This is a genomic window from Streptomyces sp. NPDC002669 (assembly GCF_042889165.1).
Classification (GTDB): domain Bacteria; phylum Actinomycetota; class Actinomycetes; order Streptomycetales; family Streptomycetaceae; genus Streptomyces.
The window spans coordinates 538920-565619 of the sequence record NZ_JBIAQQ010000001.1 but is presented as its reverse complement, the minus strand read 5'-3'; the positions used below and the strand labels follow the sequence as shown (position 1 = coordinate 565619).

Annotated in this window: 21 protein-coding genes and 1 riboswitch; of the genes, 16 read left to right on the top strand and 5 right to left on the bottom strand. The window is 73.3% G+C overall.

Going from position 1 to position 26700, the window contains the following annotated elements; all coding sequences use genetic code 11:
* Positions 1-137: 137 nt before the first annotated feature.
* From ACFYW1_RS02475 to ACFYW1_RS02460, 4 genes are read left to right on the top strand one after another with little or no spacing between them, the layout of a single operon-like run.
* Entirely contained in the window at positions 138-1886 is a 1749-nt protein-coding gene (locus ACFYW1_RS02475) for a TIGR02677 family protein (RefSeq protein ID WP_388985872.1), read from the top strand.
* Complete coding sequence (locus ACFYW1_RS02470) at positions 1883-3139, top strand: TIGR02678 family protein (RefSeq protein WP_388985870.1); 1257 nt, start codon at positions 1883-1885, stop codon at positions 3137-3139. The genes ACFYW1_RS02475 and ACFYW1_RS02470 overlap by 4 nt, the downstream gene beginning before the upstream one ends.
* On the top strand, positions 3136-7515 hold the full coding sequence (locus ACFYW1_RS02465) for a TIGR02680 family protein (protein WP_388985868.1): 4380 nt from the start codon (positions 3136-3138) through the stop codon (positions 7513-7515). The genes ACFYW1_RS02470 and ACFYW1_RS02465 overlap by 4 nt, the downstream gene beginning before the upstream one ends.
* A complete protein-coding gene (locus tag ACFYW1_RS02460; RefSeq protein WP_388985866.1) occupies positions 7512-8765 on the top strand; it encodes a TIGR02679 family protein in 1254 nt (417 codons plus the stop codon). The genes ACFYW1_RS02465 and ACFYW1_RS02460 overlap by 4 nt, the downstream gene beginning before the upstream one ends.
* Positions 8766-8788: 23 nt before the next feature.
* On the opposite strand, the gene ACFYW1_RS02455 is transcribed toward ACFYW1_RS02460, so the two are convergent.
* The 4 genes from ACFYW1_RS02455 to ACFYW1_RS02440 are packed head-to-tail and all read right to left on the bottom strand — an operon-like array spanning position 8789 to position 11477.
* Complete coding sequence (locus ACFYW1_RS02455) at positions 8789-9640, bottom strand: energy-coupling factor ABC transporter ATP-binding protein (protein ID WP_388985864.1); 852 nt, start codon at positions 9638-9640, stop codon at positions 8789-8791.
* Positions 9637-10386 carry a cobalt ECF transporter T component CbiQ gene (cbiQ, locus tag ACFYW1_RS02450; RefSeq protein ID WP_388985862.1) on the bottom strand — a complete coding sequence of 250 codons (750 nt, stop codon included), beginning with the start codon at positions 10384-10386 and terminating at the stop codon, positions 9637-9639. The genes ACFYW1_RS02455 and cbiQ overlap by 4 nt, the downstream gene beginning before the upstream one ends.
* A 9-nt stretch (positions 10387-10395) precedes the next feature.
* Positions 10396-10776 (bottom strand): energy-coupling factor ABC transporter substrate-binding protein, encoded by a 381-nt coding sequence (locus ACFYW1_RS02445; RefSeq protein WP_388985860.1) that lies wholly within the window; start codon positions 10774-10776, stop codon positions 10396-10398.
* Complete coding sequence (locus ACFYW1_RS02440) at positions 10773-11477, bottom strand: energy-coupling factor ABC transporter permease (RefSeq protein ID WP_388985858.1); 705 nt, start codon at positions 11475-11477, stop codon at positions 10773-10775. Before ACFYW1_RS02440 ends, ACFYW1_RS02445 begins: the two co-directional genes overlap by 4 nt.
* 29 nt (positions 11478-11506) lie before the next feature.
* A riboswitch (cobalamin riboswitch) is annotated at positions 11507-11691 on the bottom strand.
* Positions 11692-12025: 334 nt separating this feature from the next.
* Between ACFYW1_RS02440 and ACFYW1_RS02435 the strand changes: the two genes are divergently transcribed.
* From ACFYW1_RS02435 to ACFYW1_RS02390, 10 genes are all read left to right on the top strand, one after another.
* Entirely contained in the window at positions 12026-12892 is an 867-nt protein-coding gene (locus ACFYW1_RS02435; protein WP_388985856.1) for a Gfo/Idh/MocA family protein, read from the top strand.
* Positions 12893-13365: 473 nt separating this feature from the next.
* A complete protein-coding gene (locus tag ACFYW1_RS02430; protein WP_388985854.1) occupies positions 13366-14322 on the top strand; it encodes an ArsR/SmtB family transcription factor in 957 nt (318 codons plus the stop codon).
* Between the two features lie 747 nt (positions 14323-15069).
* A complete protein-coding gene (locus tag ACFYW1_RS02425; protein ID WP_388985852.1) occupies positions 15070-16134 on the top strand; it encodes a phytanoyl-CoA dioxygenase family protein in 1065 nt (354 codons plus the stop codon).
* Positions 16116-17510: a DUF6271 family protein gene (locus tag ACFYW1_RS02420; protein WP_388985850.1), complete on the top strand. Its 1395-nt coding sequence runs from the start codon at positions 16116-16118 to the stop codon at positions 17508-17510. Before ACFYW1_RS02425 ends, ACFYW1_RS02420 begins: the two co-directional genes overlap by 19 nt.
* Before the next feature lie 16 nt (positions 17511-17526).
* Positions 17527-18696: a type III PLP-dependent enzyme gene (locus tag ACFYW1_RS02415; protein WP_388985848.1), complete on the top strand. Its 1170-nt coding sequence runs from the start codon at positions 17527-17529 to the stop codon at positions 18694-18696.
* 12 nt (positions 18697-18708) lie between these two features.
* A complete protein-coding gene (locus ACFYW1_RS02410) occupies positions 18709-19266 on the top strand; it encodes a GNAT family N-acetyltransferase (protein ID WP_388985846.1) in 558 nt (185 codons plus the stop codon).
* A 6-nt stretch (positions 19267-19272) separates the two neighbouring features.
* On the top strand, positions 19273-20439 hold the full coding sequence (locus ACFYW1_RS02405; RefSeq protein WP_388985844.1) for an MFS transporter: 1167 nt from the start codon (positions 19273-19275) through the stop codon (positions 20437-20439).
* Between the two features lie 218 nt (positions 20440-20657).
* A complete protein-coding gene (locus ACFYW1_RS02400) occupies positions 20658-21365 on the top strand; it encodes a 4'-phosphopantetheinyl transferase (protein WP_388985842.1) in 708 nt (235 codons plus the stop codon).
* Between the two features lie 77 nt (positions 21366-21442).
* Positions 21443-22576: a P1 family peptidase gene (locus ACFYW1_RS02395; RefSeq protein WP_388985840.1), complete on the top strand. Its 1134-nt coding sequence runs from the start codon at positions 21443-21445 to the stop codon at positions 22574-22576.
* 90 nt (positions 22577-22666) lie between these two features.
* Positions 22667-23224: a hypothetical protein gene (locus tag ACFYW1_RS02390; protein WP_388985838.1), complete on the top strand. Its 558-nt coding sequence runs from the start codon at positions 22667-22669 to the stop codon at positions 23222-23224.
* A 64-nt stretch (positions 23225-23288) separates the two neighbouring features.
* Here ACFYW1_RS02390 and ACFYW1_RS02385 read toward each other — a convergent pair whose 3' ends face one another.
* On the bottom strand, positions 23289-24173 hold the full coding sequence (locus ACFYW1_RS02385) for an SIS domain-containing protein (RefSeq protein ID WP_388985836.1): 885 nt from the start codon (positions 24171-24173) through the stop codon (positions 23289-23291).
* A gap of 185 nt (positions 24174-24358) precedes the next feature.
* Here ACFYW1_RS02385 and ACFYW1_RS02380 point away from each other — a divergent pair, with 185 nt between their 5' ends.
* The gene (locus tag ACFYW1_RS02380; RefSeq protein ID WP_388985834.1) at positions 24359-25159 is read left to right on the top strand and encodes a DeoR/GlpR family DNA-binding transcription regulator; all 801 of its coding nucleotides are present in this window, start codon (positions 24359-24361) and stop codon (positions 25157-25159) included.
* Between the two features lie 260 nt (positions 25160-25419).
* On the top strand, positions 25420-26601 hold the full coding sequence (locus tag ACFYW1_RS02375; RefSeq protein ID WP_388985832.1) for a Gfo/Idh/MocA family protein: 1182 nt from the start codon (positions 25420-25422) through the stop codon (positions 26599-26601).
* Positions 26602-26700: the final 99 nt, after the last annotated feature.

The following is a 26700-nucleotide window of genomic DNA, read 5'->3' as shown; positions in this document are numbered from 1 at the left end:
CTGGCCATCACTCGATCGGTACGGCGGAATCACGGTCGGTAGGGTGGGGAGGTCGGGAAGGGCGGAACGATCCGGAACGACTCGGAACGATCCGGGGCGACGCGAGTGCGAGGGTGGGGGCGGCGAACCGCATGGTCATGCTGGAGGACGGAGACCGGGGGAGCGCGCGGGACCGGCGGCCGGTTCGCGAGCGGAACCGGGAGGCGGCGGTCCGGGGCCCCGTTCCGTCCGCTGCCGACTACAGTCCCTTCGCCCACCTCACCGTCCCCAACGCTCCCCTCTACCGACAGGTGATGCGCGCCTTCCTCGCCGCCAAGGAACGGTTCGCCGTGCACCTGCGGCCGGAGGACGTGTACGCCGCCCTGGAGGCGGGGAGCCGGCCCTCCGATGTGGAGGCGGTGACGAAGGCGCTGGACAGCCTCGTCGGCTGGGGGAACCTGCGGGCCGACCCGGACCACGCGCGGGTGACGGCGGTCGAGGACTTCTACCGCAGGCGGTTCATCTACCAGCTCACCCGGGCCGGTGAGGCGGCCGAGGCGGCGCTGGGGGCGTACGACGAGGTGCTGGGACGGCGCGGGGAGCTCCAGGCGGTCGCGCTGCACGACATCGTCACGCAGCTGCGGGCGCTGCTGGTGATCGCGGCGCAGGACGAGCCGGACCCGGCGAAGGCGTACGTCGCCCTGTCCGTGCTGACCGCGCGTTTCACCGACCTCGCCGACAACGCCCGTGCCTTCATGGGGTCGCTCCAGCGCACCATCGACCTGCACGACATCGAGGTCGAGGCGTTCCTCGCGTACAAGGACCGGCTGATCCAGTACCTGGAACGGTTCATCCAGGACCTGATCACCCTCGGCGGGCGGATCGCCCTGCTGATCGGGGAGTTGGAGGACCAGGGGCGGGTGGGGCCGCTGTTGCGGATCGCGGCCGCCCGGGAGGCCGTCGACGCCTCACCCGACGAGGCCGAGCACGCGGAGGCGGCGGCGTACGAGCGGTGGGCGGCCCGGTGGTCCGGGCTCGCGCAGTGGTTCGTCTCGGGGGAGGGGCGGGAGTCCCAGGCCCGGCTGCTGCGGGGGCGCGCGCTCGGGTCGATCCCGCAACTCCTGGCTGTCGTACGGCAGTTGAACGAGCGTCGGGCCGGGCGGTCCGACCGTTCGGCCGACTTCCGCACGCTGGCCCGGTGGTTCGCCCAGGCACCGGACGACGCGGCGCGGCACCGGCTGTGGCGGGTGGCGTTCGGGTTGTATCCGTCCCGCCACCTCACCGTCGACGGCGACACCCTCACCGAGCGGACGGCCGCGCCCGAACCGGCCTCGACGCCGTGGGCCGGGGCGCGACCGCTGCGGATCAGCCCCCAGCTGCGCCGTACCGGCAGCTACGAGCGGCGTGGCAAGCCGCGCCGGGTGGCCGACCGGGGGGAGGCGAAGCGGCGGCTCGCCGAGATCGCCGCCAGACAGTCCGAGGAGGTCAGGGCGGCCAGGGAGCGGCTCGCGACGGGCGGACCGGTGCGGCTGTCCCGGCTGGGGGAGCTCGATCAGGTCGCCTTCCAGCTGTTCCTGAGGCTGCTCGGCGACGCCCTCGCCACCTGGCGGCCGGAGACGACCACCACCGTGGCCACCAGCGGGGACGGCACCATGGAGATCCGGCTGACCGCGCTCGACGACGGCTCGACGGCCGAAGTGCGCACGCCCGACGGGGTGTTCAGCGGGCCCGACCACCTGATCGACATCATCGATCTCACGGAGGAGATCCGGTTCGGGCCGTCGGCCGGACTCGCACCCGGGGCGGTCGCATCCGAACCGGTCGCACCCGCGTCCGCCGGAGCCGAACCGGTCGCATCCGCGCCGGCCGGAGCCGGGACGGTCGCGGGGTCGGGGGAGGGGCGGTGACCGGGCCGCTCGCCGAGGTCCTCGACGGCCAGCGCCGGGCCGACCTGCAACGCGCCGCGCGTGCCCTGCTGAAGGAGCCGCTGCTCACCGCCGACGGGCCGTACGCCGACGAGTTCCGGCTGGTGCGACGGCACCAGGCCGAACTGCGCGAGTGGTTCGAGCGCAACGTCGGCTGGACGCTGCGCACGGACGCCGACGCCGCGCGGCTGCGCAAGACGCCGGGCACCCTCACCGACGCCACGCATCCGGCCCGGGAGGCCACCCGGACCGCACTGCCCTTCACCAGGCGCCGTTACGTCCTGCTCTGCCTGGCGCTGGCCGCGCTGGAACGGGGCGAGGCCCAGGTGGCGCTCGGCCGGCTCGCCGAACAGATCGTTCTGGCCGCCGCCGATCCCGAACTCGTCGCCGCCGGGATCGTGTTCACCCTGGAACGGCGCGACGAACGCCTCGACCTCGCGGCCGTCGTGCGGCTGCTGCTGCGGGCCGGGGTGCTGCGAAGGGTGGCGGGCGACGAGGAGGCGTACATCAGCGGATCCGGGGACGTGCTGTACGACGTGCGGCGCCGCGTGCTGGCCGGGATGCCGGCGTTCCTGCGCGGCCCCTCCCTCGTCGAGGCCGAGGGGTTCGAGGAACGGCTGGTGGAGATGACGGCGCGGACCGCCCTCGACAGCGACGAACTGAGGTTCCGCGCGATCCGCTGGAAGCTGACCCGCCTCCTCCTCGACGACCCGGTGCTCTACTACGACGACCTCACCGACGATGAACTGGCCTACCTGACCCGGCAGCGCGGCTTCATCACCGCGCGGATCGGCGAACTGACCGGGCTGGTTCCCGAGGTGCGCGCCGAGGGCGTCGCCATGGTGGACCCCCTGGACGACCTCACCGACGTACGCATGCCGGAACAGGGCACGCACGGGCACGTCACCCTGCTGCTCGCCCAGCACCTGGCGGAAGCCGGGCGGCCCGTGGCACCGGCGGAGCTGGCACGACGGGTGCGCGAACTCGCCGCGGAACACGGCAGTTTCTGGGCGAAGTCGGCCAGGGAGCCGGGTGCCGAACCCGTACTGGTGGCACAGGCCCTGGAGAAACTGGTGGCCCTGGGACTTGCCGAGCACACCGGGCGGGGCGTCGTGCCGCGGCCGGCCCTCGCGCGGTACGCGGTCGGCGAGGCCGTCATCAGGGAACCGGGGACACCACCGAACCGTCCGCACCCTCCCACCTCACCGGACACGATCGTGAAGGACGAAAGGTGAACCGCGCCTCGACCGGGCTCCCGGCCCCCGCCCTCCCCCACCCCGCCCCCGGCCGGTGGCGGCCCCTGCGCATCGGGCTCGTCGACCTGTTCCACTACGACGTCGAGGAGTTCTGGTTCCGCGACGGCCGGCTGCTGCTGCGCGGCAACAACGGCACCGGGAAGTCCAAGGTGCTCGCCCTCACCCTGCCGTTCCTGCTGGACGGGGACCTCTCCGCCCGCCGGGTCGAGCCCGACGGCGACCCGGGCAAACGAATGGAGTGGAACCTGCTGCTGGGCGGCGAGCACCCACATCCCGAACGGCTCGGCTACACCTGGATCGAGTTCGGACGGCTCGACGGGACCACCGGCGAACCCCATTTCCGTACCCTGCTCTGCGGGCTGAAGGCCGTCACCGGACGCGGCATCGCCCGCCACTGGTTCGCGGTGACCGACCAGCGGATCGGCGCCGGACTCGACCTGCTCGACGCGACCGGCACGGCTCTGTCCCGGGACCGGCTCGCGGAGGCCGTCGGCAGCCGCGGCATGGTGTACGACACCGCGAAGACGTACCGCCGGGCGGTCGACGAGGCCCTCTTCGGACTGGGGGAGCAGCGCTACGGCGCGCTCGTCGACCTTCTCATCCAGCTGCGCCAGCCCCAACTGTCCAAGCGCCCCAACGAGGCGGCCCTGTCCCGGGCACTGACGGAGGCGCTGCCGCCGATGGACCAGGCGGTCGTCGCCGACGCGGCGGAGGCGTTCCGGTCGCTGGACGAGGAGAAGGAACAGCTGCGGGCGGCCCGCGAGGCCGAGGAGGCGTCGTCGGGGTTCCTCGACCACTACCGGCGCTACGCCCGCATCGCCTCCCGGCGCCGAGCCCGGCTGCCCCGCACCGAACACGCCCGCTACGAGCACATCCAGCGCGAACTCCTCAAGGCGCAGGAGGCCCGCGAACAGGCCGTGGCGGACCGGGCGAAGGCCCAGGAACGGGCCGCGTCGCTCGACGAGCACGCGACGCGGCTGGGCGCGCAGGACGCGGCCCTGCGGACCGGGCCCGAAATGCGCGACGCCCGCGCGCTCGACCAGGCGGCGGTCGACGCCTCCCGCACGGCGGCGGACCTGACGCGCGCCGAGGCGGACCGGCGGACGGCCGACCAGGCACACACCCGGGCCCTGGGGCGGCTCGACACCGCGACGAACCGGCTGACCGCCGCGCAGGAGGCACTGGACGACGTCCTGGGCCGGGTGGCCGGGAGCGCCGCGGCGGCCCGGCTCGACGTCCCGCGGACCGAGGAAGCCCCCGTCACGGCGCTGCGCCGCGCGGCGGAGGAGGCGACGGCGGGCCGACGGCGTGCCGTCGGTCACGTGGAGGCCCTCGCCGAACGCGCCGAACGGGCCGGGGAGGCGCACAACGCCGCCCGGCTGCGCGCCGACGAGGCCGACGAGGAGGCCGCGCACGCCGGGGAGCTGCTGGCCCGCGCCGAGGAAGGAGCCGCACAGGCCGGGCGCGCGCTCGTCGCGGCCGTCCGGGAGCACCTGTCCGGGTGCGCGGAGCTGCGGCCGGCCGGGCTGCCGGGGGTGCTCGACGCGGTGCAGGAGTGGGCGGGCCACCTGAACGGCCCCCACCCGGCGCTCGTCGCCGCGGCCGGAACCCACCGCGCCCTCGCCTCCGACCTGGCCGACCGGGCCGCCGCCCTGACCCACCGCGAGGCGGCGACGGCGGAACGGCAGCGGCTGGTGGCACAGGAATTGACCGCGCTCGAAGCGGGCGGGCAGCGGGGCCCCTCGGCTCCGTACACCCGCACCCCCGACGTCCGGACCCGAGGCGTCGGGGCCCCGCTGTGGCGGCTGGTCGACTTCCGTCCGCACGTCACCGGGGCCGAACGCGCCGGACTGGAGGCGGCCCTGGAGGCGTCGGGGCTCCTCGACGCCTGGGTGCGGCCGGACGGTTCCGCCGTCGCGGCGGACGGGCACGACGTGTTCCTCGCGCCCGTGGACCGGCCCGGCGGGAACGGCCTCGACGTACTCCTCGCGCCCGTGGACCCGTCCGGCGGGAACGGCCTCGACCGGGCGCTGTGCCCGGCGGTCGACCACGCCGACGCGGGGGCCGCAGCCGTGGGGGAACAGGCGGTCCAGCGCCTGCTGGCCTCGATCGGGCTGATCGGCGAGGACGGTGCCGGGCCGGCGGGGGGAGACCGGGGGGCCGGGTCCCGCGGCACCTGGGTCGCCACGGACGGGAGCTTCCGTATCGGCGCGCTGACCGGGAGCTGGGCCAAGGACGGCGCCCAGTACGTGGGGGAGGGCGCGCGGGAACAGGCGCGCCGCGCCCGGATCGCCGAACTGCACGTCGAACGGGACGAGTTGGAGGCGGAGCGGGAGCGGCTGGCCGGGGAGCTGCGCGCGGTGGCGGGGCGCCGCGAGGTGCTCGACGCCGAACTCGCGGCCGTACCCGGCGACGACGAGCTGCGCCACGCGCACGCACGGGTCACCGCCGCGACCGACGCGGTCCGGCGGGCCCGCGCCCGGCAGCGGGAGCGGGCCGCCGAACTCGACGGGGCGGCCGGGGAAGCGGGGCGCAGAGCGGCCGAACTCGGCGAGACGGCCGCCGACCTGCACCTCCCCACAGACCGGGAGGCACTGGCCCTCGTGCGTCAGGCACTCGCCGATCACACCGCCCACCTCGCGGAACTGTGGCCGGCCCTGCGCGAGCGCGCGGACGCCGAGCACGCGGTCACCGGCGACCGGGCCGAGACCGACCGGGCCGAACACCGCGCCCTCGAACTCGCGGAACGCACCGCGGAGGCGGGCCGCCTGGCCGCCTCCGCGGACGAACACCTGCGCACGCTCCGCTCCACCGTCGGAGCGGCCGTCGCCGAACTCCAGCGGCGGCTGGAGGAGACCGCGACCGCCGCCCGCGCCTGCGCGGACGAACAGCAGCGGGCACAGGCGGACATCCGCGACGCGGACCGGCGGGCCGGGCACGCCGAGGGGCGCATCGAGCGGTTGGAGGAGGACGTCACGGACGCCACCGCCGCGCGCGGGCGCGCCGTGGCGGCGCTCCAGCGGTTCGTCTCGACCGGGCTGCTCGCCGTAGCCCTCCCCGACGTCGCCGTACCGGACGACGACGGAGGCACGTGGGCGGCGACCCCCGCCGTGAACCTCGCCCGTGCCATCGAGTCCCGGCTCTCCTCCACCGACGACTCGGACGCGGCCTGGGAACGCGTCCAGAAACGGCTGAGCGAGGAGTTCGGCCGGCTCCAGGAGGCGCTCTCCCGGCACGGGCACACCGCGACGGCCCGGCCGGGCGAGGACGGCATGCGGGTCGACATCGTCTACCAGGGCCGACGGCGCGCCGTGCCCGAACTCGCCGAGGCGCTGGCCACCGAGGTCACCGAGCTGACCCGCCTCCTGTCGGCGCACGAACGCGAGATCCTGGAGACCCATCTGATCACCGAGGTGGCCGGGACGCTCCAGGAACTGATCGGGGCCGCCGAACGCCGGGTGCGTGCCATGAACCGGGAGCTGGAGGAACGCCCGACCTCGACCGGCATGAAGCTGCGCCTGGTGTGGCGTGCCTCCCGCCGGGCCCCGCAGGGCCTGGCCCAGGCCCGGGAACGGCTGCGGCAGTCGGCCGACGCCTGGTCGCCGCAGGACCGGGCGGCGGTCGGGGTGTTCCTCCAGGAGCAGATCGCCCGCCGCCAGGCCGACGACAGCGCGGGCAGCTGGCAGGAGGACCTCACCGCCGCCCTCGACTACCGGGCGTGGCACGAGTTCGGCGTCGAACGGCACCAGCACGGCAAGTGGGTGCCCGCCACCGGGCCCGCCTCCGGCGGCGAACGCGTCCTGGCGGCGTCCGTACCGCTCTTCGCCGCCGCGTCCTCCCACTACGCGAGCGCGGGCGGCGCGCACGCCCCGCGACTGGTCACCCTGGACGAGGCGTTCGCGGGAGTGGACGACGACTCCCGCGCCAAGTGCCTCGGCCTGCTGCGCGCCTTCGACCTCGACGTCGTCATGACCAGCGAACGGGAATGGGCCTGCTACCCGCAGGTGCCCGGCATCGCCATCGCACAGCTCTCCCGCGTCGACGACATCGACGCCGTCCTGGTGACCCGGTGGGAATGGGACGGCTTCGACCGGCGGCGCGGCACCGAGCCGGGAACCGCACCGCGTACGACGACGGTGCCCCTCCAGCCCGACGGCCGCGAGCGGAGCGGCCGGGGCGTCGGGGGAACGGCCACCGGGACGGCGGGGACCGGTGGTACGCAGGAGCCGGGAGGAACCGGCGCCGTGCCGGGCACGGGAGACGCCTCCGTACAGGAACCGGGCGGAACCGCCGTGCCGGCCCCGGGGGACACCGCCGCGCAGGACCGGGGAGAGCAGGAGTCCCTGTGGGGGTGAGCCCTTCCGACCGCCCCGGTGCCGACCGCCTCGGGCGGCTGCTCGGCGACCCCGGCCTCGCCTGGCTCCTGGACCGCGCCCGCCGACGGATGGCCGCCGGCCGGCCCCTGACCGGCACGGTCACCCTGGCCCACCCCGACGAACTCCAGCGGGAGGCCGCCGAACGCCTGCTGGGGCGCGCACCCGGCGCGGGCCGCTCCCTGACCGTACGCCTCGACGCGGTGGACGAGGTGCTGCGCCGGTCCGGGGCCGGTCCCGACGGGCTGGAGGCCGCGGTGGTGGCCCTGACCGGGCCCGTCGCCGTGCACGCGGAGGTGCACGACCGGGAGGAACGGGCCTGGGAGGACGCGTACGCACCGTTCGCCGCCCTGGGCCCCGGGCTGGTCGACTGGGCGGCACGGGTCCGCGGGGACGGCCTCGTACGGCGGCTCGCACGCGCCCCGGAAGCCGCCGGTCCGCTGGTGGACGCCGCCGTACGGGCGCTGCGCGCACTGCCCGCGGTTCCTCCGGTGTCACGTGCGACGTTCGCGGCACGCCATCTCTCCGGCGCCCACGCCCTGGACGAGGGAACCCCGCTCGCCGCCCTGGTCCTCTCGGGGCTCCGGGCCCTCACGGGCTTCCCGGACGGCTCCGGCGCCGAGTGGCGGCGGGAGGCATGGGCGTCGGCGGGGCTGCTCAGGGACGACGTGTCGTCGACCGTCCTGACCCTCAACCTGCGGGGGACACCGGCCCTCGACTGGGCGGCCGACGAGGGGGAGCCCGCCGTCCTGACGCTGCGTTCGCTCACCCGGCACGCCCCGAGCGGCGCCCTCCCGGGGGCGGGGACCGTGTACGTGTGTGAGAACCCGGCCGTCCTGTCCGCCGCCGCCGACACCTTCGGACCGGCGTGCCCGCCCATGGTGTGCCTCCAGGGGCAGCCCTCGGCGGCGGCGCTCGCCCTGCTGCGCGGCCTGTCCGCGCGAGGAGCCGGGTTCCTCCACCACGGCGACTTCGACTGGGGCGGGATGCGCATCGCCGCGACGCTGGGGCGCGGTGTCGCGTGGCGGCCCTGGCGCTTCGGGGCGGCCGACTACCTGGCCGCTCTGGCCGGGGTGACGGAACCGCAGCGGCTGACCGGCGTGCCCGCCGCGACCCCGTGGGACCCGGCCCTGGCCGTCGCCCTCGCCGAGCACGGGATCCGGGTCGAGGAGGAGGCGGTGCTCGACGATCTGCTCTCGGACCTGGGGGAGCGGGTCCGTCGCGGCGGATGAGCCCGGGGACGTGCCCCGGCGGCTCAGCGGTCGGCCGGGACCTCCGGCATCAGCGCGGCCAGTTCCTCCGGGGTGCGCGGACCAGTGGTGTTTTCGGTCAACAGGCCGTGAGTGCGCAGGAGTTCGGCTGTCACGATGCCCCACGGCAGGCGCAGCCCCGCCTGTCGGAGCAGGTCCGTGCGGGCGAGGGCGGCGGGTGCCGGGCCGAGGTGCGCGCCGGACGGGGTGAGGAGTGCGGCGTCGTCGGCCCAGCGCAGGGCGAGATCGACGTCATGGGTGGCCATGACGACGGTGGTGCCGTTCGCACGGAGCCGGTCGAGGGTGTCGAGCAGCCGCTCCTGACCGTCCGGGTCGAGGCCGGCGGTCGGCTCGTCGAGGATCAGCACCCGGGGCCGCATGGCGACGGCGCCGGCGATCGCGGTCCGCTTGCGCTGCCCGTAGGACAGCAGATGGGTGGGGCGGTCGGCCAGCGCGCCGATGTCCAGGGCGGTGAGCGCCTCGTCGACGCGCGCCCGCACCTCGGCGTCGGGCAGGCCCAGGTTGAGCGGGCCGAAGGACACGTCCTGGAGGACGGACGCGGCGAAGAGCTGGTCGTCGGGGTCCTGCACCACCAGTTGCACGGTCGTGCGCAGCCGGGTCAGCCCCTTGCGGTCGTACGCGACAGGGTTCCCCTCGACGGTCAGTTGCCCGGTACGCGGCCGCAGCCCGCCGCTGAGCAGCCGCATCAGTGTGGTCTTGCCGCTGCCGTTGCGGCCCAGCAGCGCGAGCGCGCGCCCCTCGCGCACCTCGAAGTCGAGGCCGTCGAGCACGGTCGGCCCGTCCTCGTACGAGAAGGACGCGCCCCGCAGGGCGACCAGGGCGGCGGGCTCGCTCATGACAGCGGCCTTTCCAGTACGAGGGTGATGACGGTCAGTGCCGCGAGCAGCGCGAGGCTCGCCGCGGTGAAGGGGACGGAGACCCGGGCCTCGGGCACCAGGACGCGCAGGGTGCCGTCGTAGCCCCGGCCGGCGAGCCCGGCCTGGAGCCGCGCCGCCCGGTCGAAGGCCCGGACGAACGCGGTGGCGCCGAGCCCGCCGAGGGAACGCCAGGCGGCGGCCCGCGTGGTGTGCCCGAGCCGGGCCGCCTGCGCCTGACGGATCAGGCGCATGGAGTCGAGCAGCAGGAAACTCATGCGGTACGTCACCAGGGCGACGTCCACGACCGGAGCGGGCACCCCGGCCCGCACCAGGCGCGGCAGCAGGTCGGACATCGGTGTGGTGAAGGCGAACAGCAGCACCCCGAGGGAGGCGGCCGAGGTGCGCAGCAGGAGTTCTCCCGCCCGGACCGGCCCGTCGTCGGCGAGGGCCACGAACCCGTCGGGGCCGCCGACCTGCACCAGCAGGGTGGCCGCCCCGGTCACGCAGAACCCCAACGGCACCCGGTACGCCCGCCACAGCCGCCGGCCCGGCACGCCCGCCGGGCCGGTCAGCAGCACGAGCGCCGTCACCAGGACGAGCGCCGCGCCGGGCCAGGGCGGCAGCGAGATCGCGAGCACGGTGAGCCCGAGTCCGAGCACGGCCTTGTCCACGGGGTGACGGCGGCGCCAGCGGTTGCTGTGCGCCGCCTCGTCGATCGGCAGCATGCGGCGGGCTCAGGCTTCCCCGGCGGGGGAGCCGTCGGCGCCGAGGGACGTGCCATCGGTGTCCCGCCGTGCCCGCTCCTGCGCCTGCGCGAGTTCCGCGCCCTGGCGGCGGCCCCGGCGCAGCCCGAAGTAGTAGGCGAGGACGCCCGCGCCGAGCGCGGCCTGGAGGGCGAAGAGCGCCGACTCGATCTCGCCGGAGGGCGGTTCGTACAGGGGCGAGAACCAGGGCTCGTAGTCCGGTTCGATCTCGGTGATCGCCGTTTCCGCCTCGGCGTCGGCGCCCGCGAACGGCTCCTCCTTGTGGTCGCCGAGGCCGAGCGCCAGCGGCAGGACCGCGAGCGCGGCCACGACGAGCAGCAACAGGGCGTTGATCTTCGCGTTACGGCTCATCGGGCCACTCCCCCGGGCGCGCCGTCCGGGGTCGCCCGGCGGGTCAGGAACACACCCAGCCGGGTCAGTTCCCCCTTGCTGGACTGCACCAGCAGCCGCATCACGACCACCGTCAGCAGGCCCTCGCTCACCGCGAGCGGGATCTGGGTGACGGCGAAGATGGAGCCGAACTTGCCGAGCGCGCCCAGGAATCCGCTGCTGGGGTCGGGGAAGGCCAGCGCCAGCTGCACACTGGTGACGCAGTAGGTGGAGAGGTCGGCGACGAACGCGGCGAAGAACACCGCCACCATCAGCGGCACCTCGAACCGCCGCAGCAGCCGGTACAGCGCGTATCCGGCCCAGGGGCCGACGATCGCCATCGAGAAGACGTTGGCGCCGAGCGTGGTCAGGCCGCCGTGGGCCAGCAGCAGCGCCTGGAAGAGCAGGGTGATGGTGCCGAGCACCGCCATGATCGGCGGCCGGAAGAGGATGGCGCCCAGCCCGGTACCGGTGGGATGCGAGCAGCTCCCGGTCACCGAAGGGAGTTTCAGGGCCGACAGGACGAAGGTGAAGGCACCGGACGCGCCGAGGAGCAGGGTGCTCTCCGGGTGTTCCTTGACCTCACGGGTGAGTGACCGTACTCCGTGTACGACGAACGGCGCGGACGCGACGCCCCAGGCGATCGCGTGCGCCGGAGGCAGAAAGCCCTCGGCTATGTGCATGGCTCAGTAGACCCTCTCCAGCACCTCGTGGATGGTTGACGCGCCTTGGCCGGTCTCCTGGCTGACGGGTACCACCGCCCGTGCTCCGCCTTCCCGGGTCCGAGGACCCAGTGGCTGCCCGCAGGGGGCTGGAGCCGGACTTCCCGATCACAGTGGCGAGGGCCGCACCGGTATCGCACCGGATTTCCCGTTCACCAAGGCGTGGTGACAGTAATGCCTGGCCCGGGGTGGTGACAACCACGCCGGGAGGGGGCGGGGAGCGCCGCGCGCACGCCTGCGCGCCCGCGCGTACCGGGCGCGATGCCGGGTGCACCACGCCCGTTTCCGCACGCCCGCGCACCTGCGCGCAGGGGCCGGGGCGCTGTGTCGGTCACCTGCGCGGATGGCGACAGCCATCGGTAGGTGGCGGTGGCCGAGGAGCCGCGTCCGGTGGCGCTGCCGCACGGCACTCCTGGCGGCGCGGGCCGGGGCCGTTCGCCCCTGTGCGAGACTCGATGCCGCACCACGGGCGGGCGGGTCGCCGCCACCGATGAAGGGAACGTCTCCGGATGCGCATCGGGATCGTCGGCACCGACAGCAGCCACGTCGACCAGATCGTCCGCCACCTCAACGTCGACGGAGCGGCCGGTGACGCGCGCGTCGTGGCGCTCAGCGGCGGGCCCGGTCCGCGCAACGACGCCCTGGCGGCCACCGGCGGGATCACGAGCATCGTCGACGAGCCCACCGGGCTGCTCGGACTGGTCGACGCCGTCGTCGTCGCGGACCGGTACGGCACGCGCCACCGCGACCTCGCGGTCCCCTTCCTGGCCGAGGGCCTCGCGGTGTTCGTCGACAAGCCGCTCGCCCGCACCACCGAGGACGCCCGGGCCATGGTCGACACCGCGCTCGCCCACGGCGCGCCGCTCACCTCGTCCTCGGCGCTCCGCTGGATCCCGGACACCGAGGAACTCGCGGCCCGGTCGGCGGCGAACGGTGCACCGCATCTGGTCGTCGTGTCCGGGCCCGCCGACCCCGACAGCGAGTACGACGGAATCTTCTTCTACGGGATCCACGCGGTGGACATCGCCCTCCGGCTCGCACCCGGAGCGATCTCGGGCATCCGCACGGACCTCACCGACACCACCGTCACCGCGTCGTTCACCGCGGGCGGCACCCGGGTCGTGGTGAACCTCGTCCGGCCGGGCGGCACGGAGCAGATCCCGTTCCACGCGATGGCCCTCACCCGTGAGGCCATGGCCCAGCGGACGCTCGTCCCCGGCGCGGACTACTGCGTACCGGGCCTCGAAGCGTTCCTGGAGATGGCCCGTACGGGCAGGCAGCCCCTCGGGCACGAGGACCTGTTGCGTCCGGTCGAGGTCCTGGAGGCCGTCGCCGAGGCCCTGGACGAGGCGACCGCCGGTCCCCGGACGGGGTGAACCGGGGCGGCCCCGGTCCTGCCGCGACCGCGCCGACGAGGGCGCCCCGCGGATCGGACGGAGGTTGCGGCGGAGTGACGGGAGAGGGGCCGAAAGGTGTCTCCCGGAGGACGGTTGGCCTGGTGGGGGCTCTTCAGAGGGCGCTTCCCGGCGGGAAGTCAACACACTTTCAGGCAACATGTCTAGACCAGAGAAGGCTACCTTCCGCGCCCGGGCGCTCGCCCCGAGTGACGGTCGTGTGACCTGGGGCACAACGTTATTGACAGTCGTCGTGCGGGTGCCGAAAGCTCGTGCATCATTGGTCTGGACCACGAGGGGTGGGCGGGGTTCATGTTCGATCCGTCATGCGCTTCCGGCGCCGAAGCGTCGCTCATTCGAAGTGAACACGACTTCAGAGCATGGGAGTTGACGGTCCGTCGGCTCTTTGCCGGAGTGTTCGCTCCGGTGCGTCGACGTGCGGACCTGGAGGGCTGATGGACCGACAGCAGCCCGACGTACGGCTGGCGCTGTGCGATCTGTGGCAGGCGTTCGGTGCAGTCGCGCTGTTGACCCGGTACGGCCCCGACGCCCCCTGGCCCCACCGTTCCTGGGCCCGCGAGGCGCACGGGGCGCTGACGCCGCGCCTGAGGTCCGTGGTCGCCCTGGCCCGGCGGCGGGGGCGCGTCCCCTCGTTCCTGGGGGCGGGCATCGCCGCGCGGCGGACGGGGATCGCGGAGGAGCTGGACGAACTGGCGCGCACCCCGGCCGCCCCGGTCCGCGACGAGATCGCCCGGGAGTACCCGGCGCCCGTCGAGGATCCTCCGATCGCCGCGCTGATCCGTGACCCGGAGAGTCAACTCCATTACTTGGCAGCCGATTTCGCGAACTTCTGGCGCGTCGCGATCGAACCGCGCGAGGCCGGACTGACGCGCTGCCTGGAGGAGGAGATCCTCTTCCGCTCGCGCACCCTGGCGATGAGCGGGGGAGCGGCGCTCCTCCATGAACTGGGTCTGCCGCTCGAACACGCCGACGAAGCGGGGCGGTTGACCGCCGTGCCGATGATGTTCGCGGACGGCACCCACTGGTGGTCGGTCGCCGGCGGCCGGACCACGGTCTCCTTCGCGGCACGGGGAGCGGGGCTCCTGCACACCGGCCGTACCGGCCCGGTGCGGGAGGGCACCGCGCAGGACCGGCGCGAGGACCGCCTGGCGATCCTGCTGGGCCGGGGGCGCGCCTCGGTCGTACGCGAACTGGCCGAACCGATCACCACCTCCGCGCTCGCCGACCATCTGGGACTCGCCGCGAGCACGGTCTCCCAGCATCTCTCGGCACTGGTCTCGGCCGGTGTGGTGCAACGCCACCGGGCCGGTACGCGCGTCCTGTACGAGCTGAACCGTTCGGGCATGACGCTGACGCAGTGCCTGATGAGCCAGCAGGCATCACAGGGCTGACCGATGGGGTCGACGGGCCCGCCGGCACCGGCCACCGGACCGGCGGCCCATCGCAACCCGACACCTGACACCGGGCCGGCGCTTCGCGCCGCGCCCGGTGTTGTGTTCTTCACGACGCTTGCCGGTCCGGTGACAGGCATGGCCAAAACGCTGCGCCACCCGGTGTCCGAAGGATGATGCCACACCTCCCACCAGCGAAGACGTCAAAGATCGAGGAGCTGATCCGGCATGCCGCCGGGGGGATTCGGCGTACACCGAAAGGCTTGTCGGGTGCCCGGGGCTCGACAAGAGTCGAGGCGGGAACTGCTCGACCGGAGGACCGCGAAGACGTGAGCAAGGCACTGGGAAACATTCATTTCCTGGAAACCGATCCGCCCGCAGGGCCGAGCGCGAACCACGACACCGACAGAGCCGGGAGAGCCGAGGGCGCCGCCACGGCTCACCGGACCGGCAGAACCGTCGGCCACCGCACCTGACGCGCGACGCGGCGCCGTCCGCCCCACCACCTCCCGACCCGTCCGCCGCACCGGACGCACGAGGCCGGTTGGCGGGCCGGCCCGTCGCCCGAACGACCCGGACCACAACCGTCGCACGGCCGCAGCACCGCACCGGCGCCGCACCGGCGCCGGTCGGCGACGGCGCCGAGGCCGTCACCGGCACCCGCCGAGGTGGCGTGCCCGGACCCGTACCGCAGGGGGAGCGGTCGGTCCGCCCAGCCACGAAGCACCCGAGCCCTGGAGTGAATGCATGACGACGCCCGACTCCTATCTGCACCGATCCCCTTCGGACCGCCCCTACTTCAGCTCGGACGGCGAGTCCTACCTGGCGCAGACACCACTGAGGGACATCCGGAAGTCGCGGGAACTGCGGGTGCTGTCCGAGGCGGACTTCGACTTCTGGCAGACCTACGGCTACGTCATCGTGCGGGAGGCGATCCCGGCCGACGCGGCGCGCCGCCTGCTCGACTTCACCTGGGACTTCCAGGGACTCGACCCGGCCCGGCCCGAGACCTGGTACGAGGACCGTCCCTTCCGGGACGACCTGGACCGGGAACTGCACGTCTACGGGTTCGTCGAGGCGTACCACCACCAGCTCATCTGGGACAGCCGGCAGACGCAGCGAGTCTACGACGCCTTCGTCGACGTGTGGGACTGCGAAGAGCTGTGGGTGACCCTGGACCGGCTCAACCTCAACCCGCCCAACGTCGGGAACCGGGACCGGGCACTCATCGCGCCCACCGACAAGGGCTTCGACATCGAGCTGCACTGGGACGTCGACACCACACTCGGCGTCCTGCCCCAGCGGGTCCAGGGCATCATCGCGCTGAACGACACCCGGGCGGAGGCGGGCGGCTTCCAGTGCTCGCCGGAACTCTTCCGACGGTTCGAGGAGTGGAAGACCGGGCAGCCCGCGGACCGCGACCCGATCAGGCCGGACACCGACCGCGCGGAGTTCCCGGTGATCCGCCCGGAGCTGCGGGCCGGGGACCTGCTGATCTGGAACGGCCTGCTCGCGCACGGGGTGGCCCGCAACACCTCGCGGGACGAGGTCCGCGCCGTCCAGTACCTCTCGATGATGCCCGCGCTGGAGTCGCACGGCGAACTGCGGCGCTCCCGGATCGATTCGTGGCGCGACCTCGCCACCCCGGAGTGGAACGGGACGCTCGTCGGCGACGTCACGAAGCACGAATCCCTCAGGTACGGCACTGCCACGCTGAACGACCTCGGCGAGAAGCTGCTGGGGCTGAAGTCCTGGCGCGGGCAGGACGACGAGCGGTCGACCGGAGAGCGGGCATGCGCCGAATCTGTCTGACCCTTCCGACCAACAGGGCCTGCGCCGCGACGATCTCGGCCGTCGGCGAGGAGGCGGACCACGCGGCCGAACACTTCGGCGTCGAGGTGCACCTGCTGATCCTGGACTCCTCGGAGGAACGGGAGTTCGCGGAACACGCCCGGGTCGTCGCCGGGGCGCGCCGGGCCCCGCACGTGGTCGTGCACCACCTCGGCGAGGCGGAACAGCGGGACTTCCTGCGGCGGGTGATCCGGCGCTCCGGCGTCGCCGAGCCCGGCCTGATGCTCGATCTCATGCTCCCGGACGGCATCTCCTACGGCGCCTGCACCAACCGGGCGTTCCTGATCGCCGCCGCACTCGGCTGCCGGTCGGTGCACCGCCGGGACTCCGACAGCGCGTACCAGGTCCTGGACGGCGAGACCGTCTTCCCCATCCACCACGAACTCGCCTCGCTCGGCAAGTCCGCGGCCGACGCGGCTGCCGGGGTGTCCGAGACCGTGCTCGGACCCGAGCACGCGCACAAACCGGTTGCGATGGTGGGCAGTTCCTTCGTCGGCGAGCTGTCGGTGGACATCGGCGAGATCGCCGAACTGGACGGCGACGTCTACCACGACGTCGTCGGCCTGTGGGCCCCCGGGCACTGGTCGGACGAGCAGAAGCGGGAACTGGTCGAGGAGTCCTTCAGGGGCGCGGGCACCGACCCGTTCGTCCGCGACCACTCGGTCCTCACCCATGTCGATCCGATGCGGGTCGACATGTGCAACATCAGCTTCCTGGACGAGGTGTACGAACGGGTGCCGCTGCCGCCCGCGACCGACACCATCGGCAGCGACTACTTCCTCATGCACCTGGTGCACGACGGCACGCTGCCCGGGGTCCTGCACAACCGCAACATCGTGAACTTCTACACCGCGGAACGCAGGACCGACGCCGGGTTCATGGCGTACCAGCTGCGGTTCGCGAAGTTCTTCCTCTCCATGCTCTATTTCAACTTCATCTACGAGAAGATGGCGGAGGCCGGCCCCGCACTGCTCGACGGCCGGCACCGCGTCCGGCCGGCGGCGGTGGCCGAACTCGCCCGGCGGAGCGCCCTGACGGACCGGGCGGAGAACGTGCACCGGCTGGACGTCCTCAACCGCTCCTACCGGAAGCTGGGCGGCAGATACGCCGAGTTCGCCGAGGTCCTGGCGGCAGGTGGCCGACAGCTGCTCGAAGAGGCCCGTGCGGACATCGAGGACTTCGCGCTGCTGACCGAGACCTGGGAATCCCTGGTCCGGGCGAGCAGGGCCACCGCCCTTCACCCGACGGCCGGGTCCACCGACTTCCGGCTGCCGGATGATCCCACCGACCCCTCCCCGTCGGGCGGGCCCGCCGGCCTCTCCCCGTCGGACCGGTAGGCGGAACCGGACCATCATGCGCCTGAACACACACATGCACGCCGCCCTGACGGCGGCCGACGACGACCGGATCATCTTCGACCTCACCGGCATAGCGGCGCAGTACGAAGCGCTGCTGCGCGAACTGCCGGGAATCTCCGTCCGCTTCGCCATGAAGGCATGCCCGGTGGACGAGGTCCTGGCCTGTCTGGCGGAGCGGGGCTCCGGCTTCGACGCGGCGAGCCCCAACGAGGTGGCCCAGGCCCTGCGTACCGGGGTGCCGCCCGACCGGATCCACTACGGCAACACCATCAAGTCCGACCGGAACATCGCCGACGCCCACCGCATGGGGATCAGGACCTTCGCGACCGACAGCCTGGAGGACGTGGCGGCGACAGCGGCCCACGCCCCCGGTGCCCGGGTCTTCTGCAGGCTGGCCACCAGCGGGGCCGGGGCGCTCTGGGGCCTCAGCCGGAAGTTCGGCTGCTCGGCCGCCGACGCGGTGCTGGTGATGGAGGCGGCGCGTTCGGCCGGTCTGACCCCGGCCGGCCTGTCCGTCCACGTCGGCTCCCAGCAGATGACGTCACGGGCGTGGCAGGAGACCTTCGAGTCCCTCGCCGGCCTGCTCACGGTGCTGAACCGGCGGGGCATCCGTCCGGACCACGTCAACCTCGGCGGCGGACTGCCCGCACTGGGCTACCTGGACAACAGGGGACGGCCCCTGGACCCGCCGGTGGACAAGATCTTCGCCGTGATCCGCGAGGGAACACAACACCTCGCGGCGGTGTCGGAGGCACCGCTGGACTTCCTCATGGAACCGGGCCGCCACCTGGTGGCCGACCACGGTGCGATCAGGGCACACGTGGCGCGGCTGTCGTCCCGGCAGCAACTCGACGGTGCCCGCGAGAACTGGCTGTACCTGAGCTGCGGGAAGTTCAACGGCCTCTACGAGATGGACCAGTTGCAGTACCGCCTGCTGTTCCCCTCGCACGACGACGGCGACCGCGTACCGGCCGTTGTCGCGGGCCCCACCTGCGACAGCGACGACGCCTTCGCCCACGAGCACAACCGCGTTCCGGTGCCCCGGGAGGTCGCCTCGGGGGACCCGGTGTGGATCCTCTCCAGCGGCGCCTACGCGACCGGATACATGACGCGGGGATTCAACGGCTTCGATCCGCTTCCGTACGCGTGGACGCGCGGCGACTAGAGGGACCACCACGTGCGCATACGGCACATAGCCGAGGACGACTGGGACGGCATCACCGCACTGGAGGCCGAGGAGTACACCGCCGACGGGCTGTCGGAGGGCCGGGAGGCGCTGCGGTCCCGGGCCCACGCCTCACCGGCCACCTGCTTCGTCCTGGACCACGCCGGCCGGGTCGCGGGATACCTGCTGGCCCTGCCCTACCCGAAGTTCGAGTACCCCGACCTGGACCGGAAGGAGGGCATCGTCTTCCACTCGCGCAACATGCACCTGCACGACCTCGTCGTGGCCCGGCGGTTCCGCGGCCGGGGACTCGCGAGGAACCTCCTGCGCCACTTCACGGCGACGGCGGGATCGAAGGGGTACGAGGAGGTGTCCCTGGTCGCCGTCCGCGGCAGCGCCGCCTTCTGGGCGGCCCACGGATACCGGGCCCACCGGGAGGCCGAACCGCCGACGAGCTACGGGACGGGCGCGGTGTACATGTCCAGGACGGTGCCGGGAGTCCGGGCCGGAAGAACGAACCCCGCCGGCCTGCCGGCACACGGGGTACCTCCGAAAGACGAAGTGGGCTGATTGCACATGTCCGGTGTCCGTGACGAATTCCACCGAGCGCAACTGGCGATCGGGGCACTGTTCTGTTTCCTCGGGTTCCAGTACGCGACCTGGGCCTCCCGGCTGCCCACGATCAAGGCGGAACTCGGCCTGACGGAAGCGGAACTGGGCCTGCTGCTGATGGCCTGCGGCGCGGGCGCGGCAGCCTCGTTCCCCCTCGTCGCGATCCTGATGAGACGCATGGGATCGCGCCGGCTCGCACTCGTGTCGGTCGGCTTCCTGAGCCTGCTCCTGCCGGCGCTCGCCGCGGCGCCCAACTATCCGGTCGCGCTCCTGGTCATCTGCTGCGACGGGGTCGCCGTCGGCAGCCTGAACGTCGCGATGAACGCCCAGGGGGCGGCGCTCGAAGCCACCCACCGGCGCACCGCCATGGCCAGGCTGCACGCCGTGTTCAGCGCCGGTTCCCTGTGCGCGGCGCTGCTCGCCTCCGGGGTGAACGCGGTGACCCCGCAGGTCGCGGTGCACTTCGGGGTGGCCGCCGTCCTCCTGTTGCTGCTGGTCGGACTGACCCGGAAGGGCCTGCTGACGGAGGACCCGCGGCCCCCGGAGCAGCAGGCCCCGGAGAAGAGCCGCCGCAGGCTCACCATGCCGTCCCGCGTGACGGTGTGGATGGGCTGCGCGATGGTCTTCGGCACCGTGACCGAGGGCGCCATGAACGACTGGTCGGCGCTCTACCTGGAGGACGTGGTCGAAGCGGCGCCGGAACTCGCGCCCCTGGGCATCGCGGTCGTCTCGGGGATGATGCTGCTGGCCCGTCTCTTCGCCGACGGCTGGCGCAGCCGCTGGGGCGACGGACGGATCGTCCGCGTCGGCAGCGCGGTGGCCGGTACGGGGCTGGCGCTCGCCCTGCTGGCCGGTGGCGTCGTGCCGACACTGATCGGGTTCGCCTGCGTCGGACTGGGCGTCGCGGCCGTCACACCGTGCATCTACGTGGCGGCGGCGGGACAGGGCACGGACGCGCTGGCCCTGGTCGCCGCCATGGGGACGACCGGACTGCTGGCCGGGCCCGCGGTGATCGGCTTCATAGCGGAAGCCGGCAGCCTCGTCTGGGGCATGGGGGCGGTGGCCGCCTCGGCGGTCCTGGTCTCCCTGTGCGCCACCCGGATCCGCTGGCCGGAACCCGCCGGGTCCTGACACCGCCCGCGCGGCCCTCCTCGTGCGGCCCCCTTCGTGCGTGACGGCGCGGAACACGAGATACCGTCGTGCACGCCGGGTCCGACGGCACCCGGCCGCGCCGGGCGCGGCCGGGGAGCATCGGCGGAACGTCCCGCGCGCCGGCCCGTCCGGCGCCCGGACGGGTCGGCTCCGGAACCGGCGCGGGGTGCGGGCAGTCAGCAGGCAAGGGGGAGAGCGTGATCGAGAAGATTCTGCCGTCGGGGGTGGCAGCGGCAGAGGTGTTCTCCGACCTGCCCGACGCCGTGCTGATGCCCGCCGAGGAGGAACTGGTCCACCGCTACGTGGAGAAGCGGAGGCTGGAGTTCACCACGACGCGTCACTGCGCGCGCCGCGCGCTCGGGGAGCTGGGCATCGCGCCCGTCCCCATCCTCAAGGGAGAACGCGGCGCCCCGGTCTGGCCGCAGGGCACGGTCGGCAGCATGACCCACTGCGTGGGCTACCGCGCCGCCGTCGTGGCGCGCGGCGCGGACGTGCTCACCATCGGCATCGACGCCGAGCACAACGCGCCGCTCCCCGACGACGTGCACGACAACATCGCGCTGACCACGGAACAGGAGCGTGAGCACGAACTGCGCCGGCGCAACCCGGACATCCACTGGGACCGGCTGCTGTTCAGCGCGAAGGAGAGCGTCTACAAGGCGTGGTTCCCGCTGACCCGCCGGTGGCTGGGCTTCGAGGAGGCCGACATCGTGCTCCACCCGGACGGCGGCTTCACCGCCGAGATCCTGGCCGCCCGGGCGACGCCGGGGAGCGGCGCGAGCCCCGGGACGCCCTTCGGCGCGGTCCCGGAGCCGTCGGCCGGGGAACCGTCGGAGTTCCACGGCCGGTGGCTGGCCGCGGACGGCCTGCTGGTGACCGCGATCGTCGTGGCGAAGCCGGACTGAGGGCCGCCGCGGGGGAGCCCGGAAGGGCCCTCGGACCCTCTCGTCCGGCGCGCCCCGTTCCCGTAACCTCTCACCGCATGAACGCAGATCACCGCGGCGGGGGCCGCATGCGCGCACGTGAGGCGGGCATACCGTTGCCGGGCGAGCCCGGTCAGTGGAACGCGATCACGGACGTGCCGGGAGTCGAGGTCGGGTACGTCACGCTCGTCGAGGGCGACGACGTGCGGACGGGGGTGACCGCGCTCCTGCCGCGCGGCCGGGACGGCGTGGGCACGCCCTGCGCGGCCGGCTGGCACTCGTTCAACGGCAACGGCGAGATGACCGGCACCGCCTGGATCGAGGAGAGCGGCTCGCTCGCCGTGCCGGTGGTCATCACCAACACGTACGCGGTCGGTCCCGTGCACCGGGGCGTCGTGGAATGGGTGCGGGCCAACTGCGGCGGCATGGCGCCGGAGTGGCTGCTGCCGGTGGTCACGGAGACCTGGGACGGTCACCTCAACGACATCCACGGCGCGGCCGTGCGGCCCGGCCACGCGGCGGAGGCGATCGGGGCGGCGGCCTCCGGCCCGGTCGAGGAGGGGTGCGTCGGCGGCGGCACGGGCATGCGCTGCTACGGCTACAAGGGCGGCTCGGGCACCGCCTCGCGGGTGGTGCGGTACGGCGAGGACCGGTACACCGTCGGCGCCTTCGTCCAGGCCAACTTCGGCGCGCGGCGCGAACTGGTCGTGGCCGGCGTGCCGGTGGGGCGCGAACTGTCCGGACCGGTGGCGGAGCCGCCCGTCGCGGAGCCCGGCGGGGAACGCCCGGTGCCGCCCGGAGCGGGCTCGGTGATCGTCGTGGTGGCCACCGACGCCCCGTTGCTGCCCGGGCAGTGCAAGGCGCTGGCCCGCCGGGTGACCCTGGGCCTCGCCCGCACCGGTACCACCGGCAGTCATTTCTCCGGCGACCTCTTCCTGACCTTCTCCACGGCCAACCCGTCCGCGTTGACCAGTACGTTCCCCGAGAACGACGGCAGCGCGCCGTACGAGACGATGCGTTTCGTGCCCTGGGGCCGGATGGACCCCTTCTACGAGGCGGTGGTCGAGTCGGTGGAGGAGGCCGTGCTCAACGTGCTCACCGGGGCCCACGCGATGACCGGCCGGGCCGGGCACCACGTCCCGGCGCTCCCGCTGGACCGGACCGCCGAACTCCTGGCGGCACACGGCCGCTGACCCGGTGGGACGGGTCCGGAGGAGGGCGCGGCGGCCCCCGCACGGCAGGGGCGCTGGCTCCGTACAGGTTCGTCGGCCATACTGCCCGCCGTGGAGCAGCGCATAGATCCGAACACTCAGCCCGGGTACGCCGCAGGGACAGACCCGGCGTACATCCCTGGCCTCACGGCCCCCGCCGCCGCCGTGAAGCCGGACACGAGCCAGGAACCGGCCCCGGAGAAGGAACCGGTGGCGGAGAAGGAACCGGTGGCGGAGCCGGGAAGGACCGACCAGGAACGGACGGACCGGGACGGCGACGCCGGCACCGTCGCGGAGACCGGCTCCGGGTCCGCCACCGAACCGGCGCCGGAGGAAGGGGAGAAGGCGGACGGCCCGGCGTTCGAGGTGAGCGACCGACGCGGGTCGATCACCGTGGACCGCACCGGTGTCCGGTTCCGCCTGGACGACCAGGAGGCCGACTTCCGGTGGGACGAGGTCGGCGCCGTCGAGACGAAGACCGCCCGGTTCGGCCGCCGGTTCACCGTCACGGTCCACATGTCGACCCGGCGGTGGTTCAACGCCGAGGTCGAGGCACCGGCCAGGAGCGACCTGAAGAAGTGGGCGGCGGAACTCGACGAGGTACTGGACGCCTACTTCGAGGAGTCCTGAGCCCGACGCGCGTCCGGAGGGGCCGGTTCGTCCGACCCCTCCGGGAGCACGGGAGCCGTGGGGGTCACGACTCCGTGAGCACCACCGAGCGGGTCAGGTGACGCGGGCTGTCCGGGTCCAGGCCGCGGGCGGCGGCGCGGGCGATCGCCAGGCGCTGGACGCGCACCAGCTCGGCCAGCGGGTCCAGACCGCTCTCCACCCACAGGGCGCCGGTCGCCCGCACCTGCTCCGCGAGCCCCTCGGGGGTGGTGCCGAACATCCAGGTCGCGGTGCCGGCGGTGGCGATGCTGATCGGACCGTGGCGGTACTCCATGGCGGGGTACGACTCCGTCCAGGACAGCGACGCCTCCTTCATCTTGAGCGCCGCCTCGTTGGCGAGCCCCGCCGTCCAGCCGCGGCCGAGGAAGGTGAACTGGGTGCACTCCAGGAGGCCCTCGGGCAGCGGCTCGGCCAGCGCGGTCTCCGCGTCGCGGACCACGTCGTCGGTGTGCAGGCCGAGGTGGGCGCGGAGCAGGGTCAGCAGCGTGGTGGCGAACCGGGTCTGCACGACGGACCGCTCGTCGGCGAAGTCGAGCACGACGACGTCGTCGGCGGCCGCCATGACCGGGGTGTCCGGGTCGGCGGTGATGGCCACCGTGCGGGTGGTGCCCCGGAGCCGGCCGAGCAGTTCCAGGACCTCGGTCGTGGTCCCCGAACGCGTGAGGGCGACGACCCGGTCGTAGCCGCGGCCGAACGGGAACTCCGAGGCGGCGAAGGCGTCGGACTCGCCCTGCCCGGAACCCTCGCGGAGCGCGGCGTACGCCTGGGCCATGTAGAACGAGGTGCCGCAGCCGACGACCGCGATGCGCTCGCCGGTGGCGGGCAGCGCGCCCGCGTCGGTCCGGGCCAGCTCGGCGGCACGGCGCCAGCACTCCGGCTGACTGGCGGTCTCGGTCTCGACAAAAGACACGTCTGCACTCCGTACTCGTAGTGGGATGCTCGTTTACGCACGTTACACGCGCTATATGAACATCTTCAAGCAAACAGAGTGCAGGATGCTTGACTGGGCGGGGCCCTGTGCGACGCTTGCGCGGGTCCGGCGACCGTATCCAAGGGGATGGGTGCCCGAAGACCGGGCCGGTGAGGAGAGTTCTCTTGTCCAGGGATACCCGGTGGAACGCGCTGCTGGAACTCGTCGGCAAGAACGGCCGGGTGGAGGTCGAGGACGCCGCCGCCACGCTGGACGTATCGGCCGCGACCATCCGCCGCGACCTGGACCAGCTCGCCGAGCAGCAGCTGCTCACCCGTACCCGCGGCGGTGCGGTGGCGCACGGCGTCAGCTACGAGCTCGCCCTGCGCTACAAGACCGGCCGCCACGCCCCGGAGAAGCAGGCCATCGGCCGCGCGGTCTCCGAACTGGTGGCGGTCGGCGAGGTGGTGGGGCTGACCGGCGGCACGACGCTGACCGAGGTGGCCCGTTCGCTGGCGATGCGCTCCGACATCGTGGGCGAGGGTGCCATGGGGGCGGGCGGCCAGCCGACGCTGACCGTCGTCACCAATGCGCTCAACATCGCCAACGAGCTGGTGATCCGCCCGCAGATCAAGATCGTGGTGACCGGTGGGGTGGCCAGGCCCCAGTCGTACGAACTGACGGGCCCGCTGGCCAGCGGGGTGCTGGGCGAGATCACCCTGGACGTCGCCGTGCTGGGCGTCAACGCGATCGACACCGAGCGCGGCGCGTACGTCCACCACGAGGGCGAGGCCAGCATCAACCGGCTGCTCGCCCAGCAGGCGCAACGGGTGGTCGTGGCCGCCGACTCCTCGAAGATCGGCAAGCGGGCCTTCGCCCGGGTCTGCGATCTGGGGCAGGTCGATTTCCTGGTCACCGACAAGGGGATCGCGCCCGAGGCGGCCGCCCGCTTCACGGAGGCCGGGGTCACGGTCGTCACGGTCTGAACGACGGCCGCCCGGCGAGGGGCGGGCATCCCGGAGCCGGGGTGCCCGCCCCTCGCTTTTTCGCGCGCGGCGGGACCGTGTTGCGCGTGCCGTGCGCGATGAACGGCGAATCGATGCCCATTCATGTTTGCTAAGACCGAGAAATGAACAACTCTTGCCATCAGTGTGCGCTGTCGTGAACTATGAACCCGTCCTGTACGGACCCGTCCGCCCCACGGCGCGGACCCCGAACCACCAGTACAGACAGAGAAGGGACCACCGTGTCAGACCTGCGACTCGGCGTCATCGGGCTCGGCCTGCGCCGTACCATCGCGACCTCCGCCCACCACCCCGGACAGGGGTCGGCGATCACCGCCGTCTGCGACCTCGACCCCGAGGTGCGGCGGCGCGAGGCCGAGCGGTTCGGCACCGACGTCGCGGTCGAGGACCACCGGCTGCTCCTCGACCGCGACGACCTCGACGCGATCGTCGTCGCCACCCCCGACGACACCCACGAGACCATCGCCGTCGACGCGTTGCGGGCCGGCAAGCCGGTCTTCGTCGAGAAGCCGCTCGGCATCACCGTCGAGAGCTGCGACAACATCCTGCGTGCCGCGTACGAGACCGGGACCAAGCTGTACGTCGGACACAACATGCGCCACATGGGCGTGGTGCGGCTGATGCGCGACATCATCGCCCGCGGCGACATCGGCGAGCCCCGGACGGTCTGGGTGCGCCACTTCGTCGGCTACGGCGGCGACTACTACTTCAAGGACTGGCACGCCGACCGGACCCGCACCACCGGCCTGCTGCTCCAGAAGGCCGCCCACGACATCGACGTCCTGCACTGGCTGGCCGGCGGCTACACCCGCCGCGTCAACGCGCTCGGCGACCTCCTCGTCTACGGCGGCCTGCCGCGCCGCGAGCCGGACACCCCGCGCCCGGAGAACTGGCTGCGCGAGTTCGACTGGCCGCCGACGGCCCGCAAGGACCTGCACCACGTCGTGGACGTCGAGGACGTCTCGGTGATGAACATGCAGCTCGACAACGGCGTCGTGGCCGCCTACCAGCAGTGCCACTTCACCCCCGACTACTGGCGCAACTACACGGTCATCGGCACCGAGGGCCGGCTGGAGAACTTCGGCGACGGCCCCGGCGACGAGGTCAGGGTCTGGAACTCCGGCCCCAGCGGATACCGTCGCGACGCCGACATCACCTACCGGGTGCCGGACGCGGGCGGTTCGCACGGCGGCGGGGACACCCGGATCATGCGGGAATTCTGCCGGTTCGTGCGCGAGGGAGGCGTCACCGACACCTCGCCGGTCGCCGCCCGGATGAGCGTCGCGGCCGGTGTGCTCGCGACCCGCTCCCTGCGCGAGGGCGGCGTGCCGTACGAGGTGCCCGCCCTCGACCCGGAACTGATCGCCTACTTCGAGGGCGGCCAGGTCCGTCGGACCGTGTGACGTCCCCGCCGGTCCGGCCGCGCGCGGGCCCGTGCGCGGGTCCACGCGCGCGGACCGTACGGGGTCCTCCGGGCCGACGCCTTCCGGCGCTGCCACAAA

What these genes read in the sequence shown, in the direction of transcription:
- ACFYW1_RS02430 (WP_388985854.1), top strand. Translation starts at nt 13,366, where the DNA reads ATGGACCGACAGCAGCCCGACGTACGGCTGGCGCTGTGCGATCTGTGG.
- ACFYW1_RS02445 (WP_388985860.1), bottom strand. Translation starts at nt 10,776, where the DNA reads ATGAGCCGTAACGCGAAGATCAACGCCCTGTTGCTGCTCGTCGTGGCC.
- cbiQ (WP_388985862.1), bottom strand. Translation starts at nt 10,386, where the DNA reads ATGCTGCCGATCGACGAGGCGGCGCACAGCAACCGCTGGCGCCGCCGT.
- ACFYW1_RS02435 (WP_388985856.1), top strand. Translation starts at nt 12,026, where the DNA reads ATGCGCATCGGGATCGTCGGCACCGACAGCAGCCACGTCGACCAGATC.
- ACFYW1_RS02420 (WP_388985850.1), top strand. Translation starts at nt 16,116, where the DNA reads ATGCGCCGAATCTGTCTGACCCTTCCGACCAACAGGGCCTGCGCCGCG.
- ACFYW1_RS02475 (WP_388985872.1), top strand. Translation starts at nt 138, where the DNA reads ATGCTGGAGGACGGAGACCGGGGGAGCGCGCGGGACCGGCGGCCGGTT.
- ACFYW1_RS02395 (WP_388985840.1), top strand. Translation starts at nt 21,443, where the DNA reads ATGAACGCAGATCACCGCGGCGGGGGCCGCATGCGCGCACGTGAGGCG.
- ACFYW1_RS02425 (WP_388985852.1), top strand. Translation starts at nt 15,070, where the DNA reads ATGACGACGCCCGACTCCTATCTGCACCGATCCCCTTCGGACCGCCCC.
- ACFYW1_RS02440 (WP_388985858.1), bottom strand. Translation starts at nt 11,477, where the DNA reads ATGCACATAGCCGAGGGCTTTCTGCCTCCGGCGCACGCGATCGCCTGG.
- ACFYW1_RS02405 (WP_388985844.1), top strand. Translation starts at nt 19,273, where the DNA reads ATGTCCGGTGTCCGTGACGAATTCCACCGAGCGCAACTGGCGATCGGG.
- ACFYW1_RS02455 (WP_388985864.1), bottom strand. Translation starts at nt 9,640, where the DNA reads ATGAGCGAGCCCGCCGCCCTGGTCGCCCTGCGGGGCGCGTCCTTCTCG.
- ACFYW1_RS02415 (WP_388985848.1), top strand. Translation starts at nt 17,527, where the DNA reads ATGCGCCTGAACACACACATGCACGCCGCCCTGACGGCGGCCGACGAC.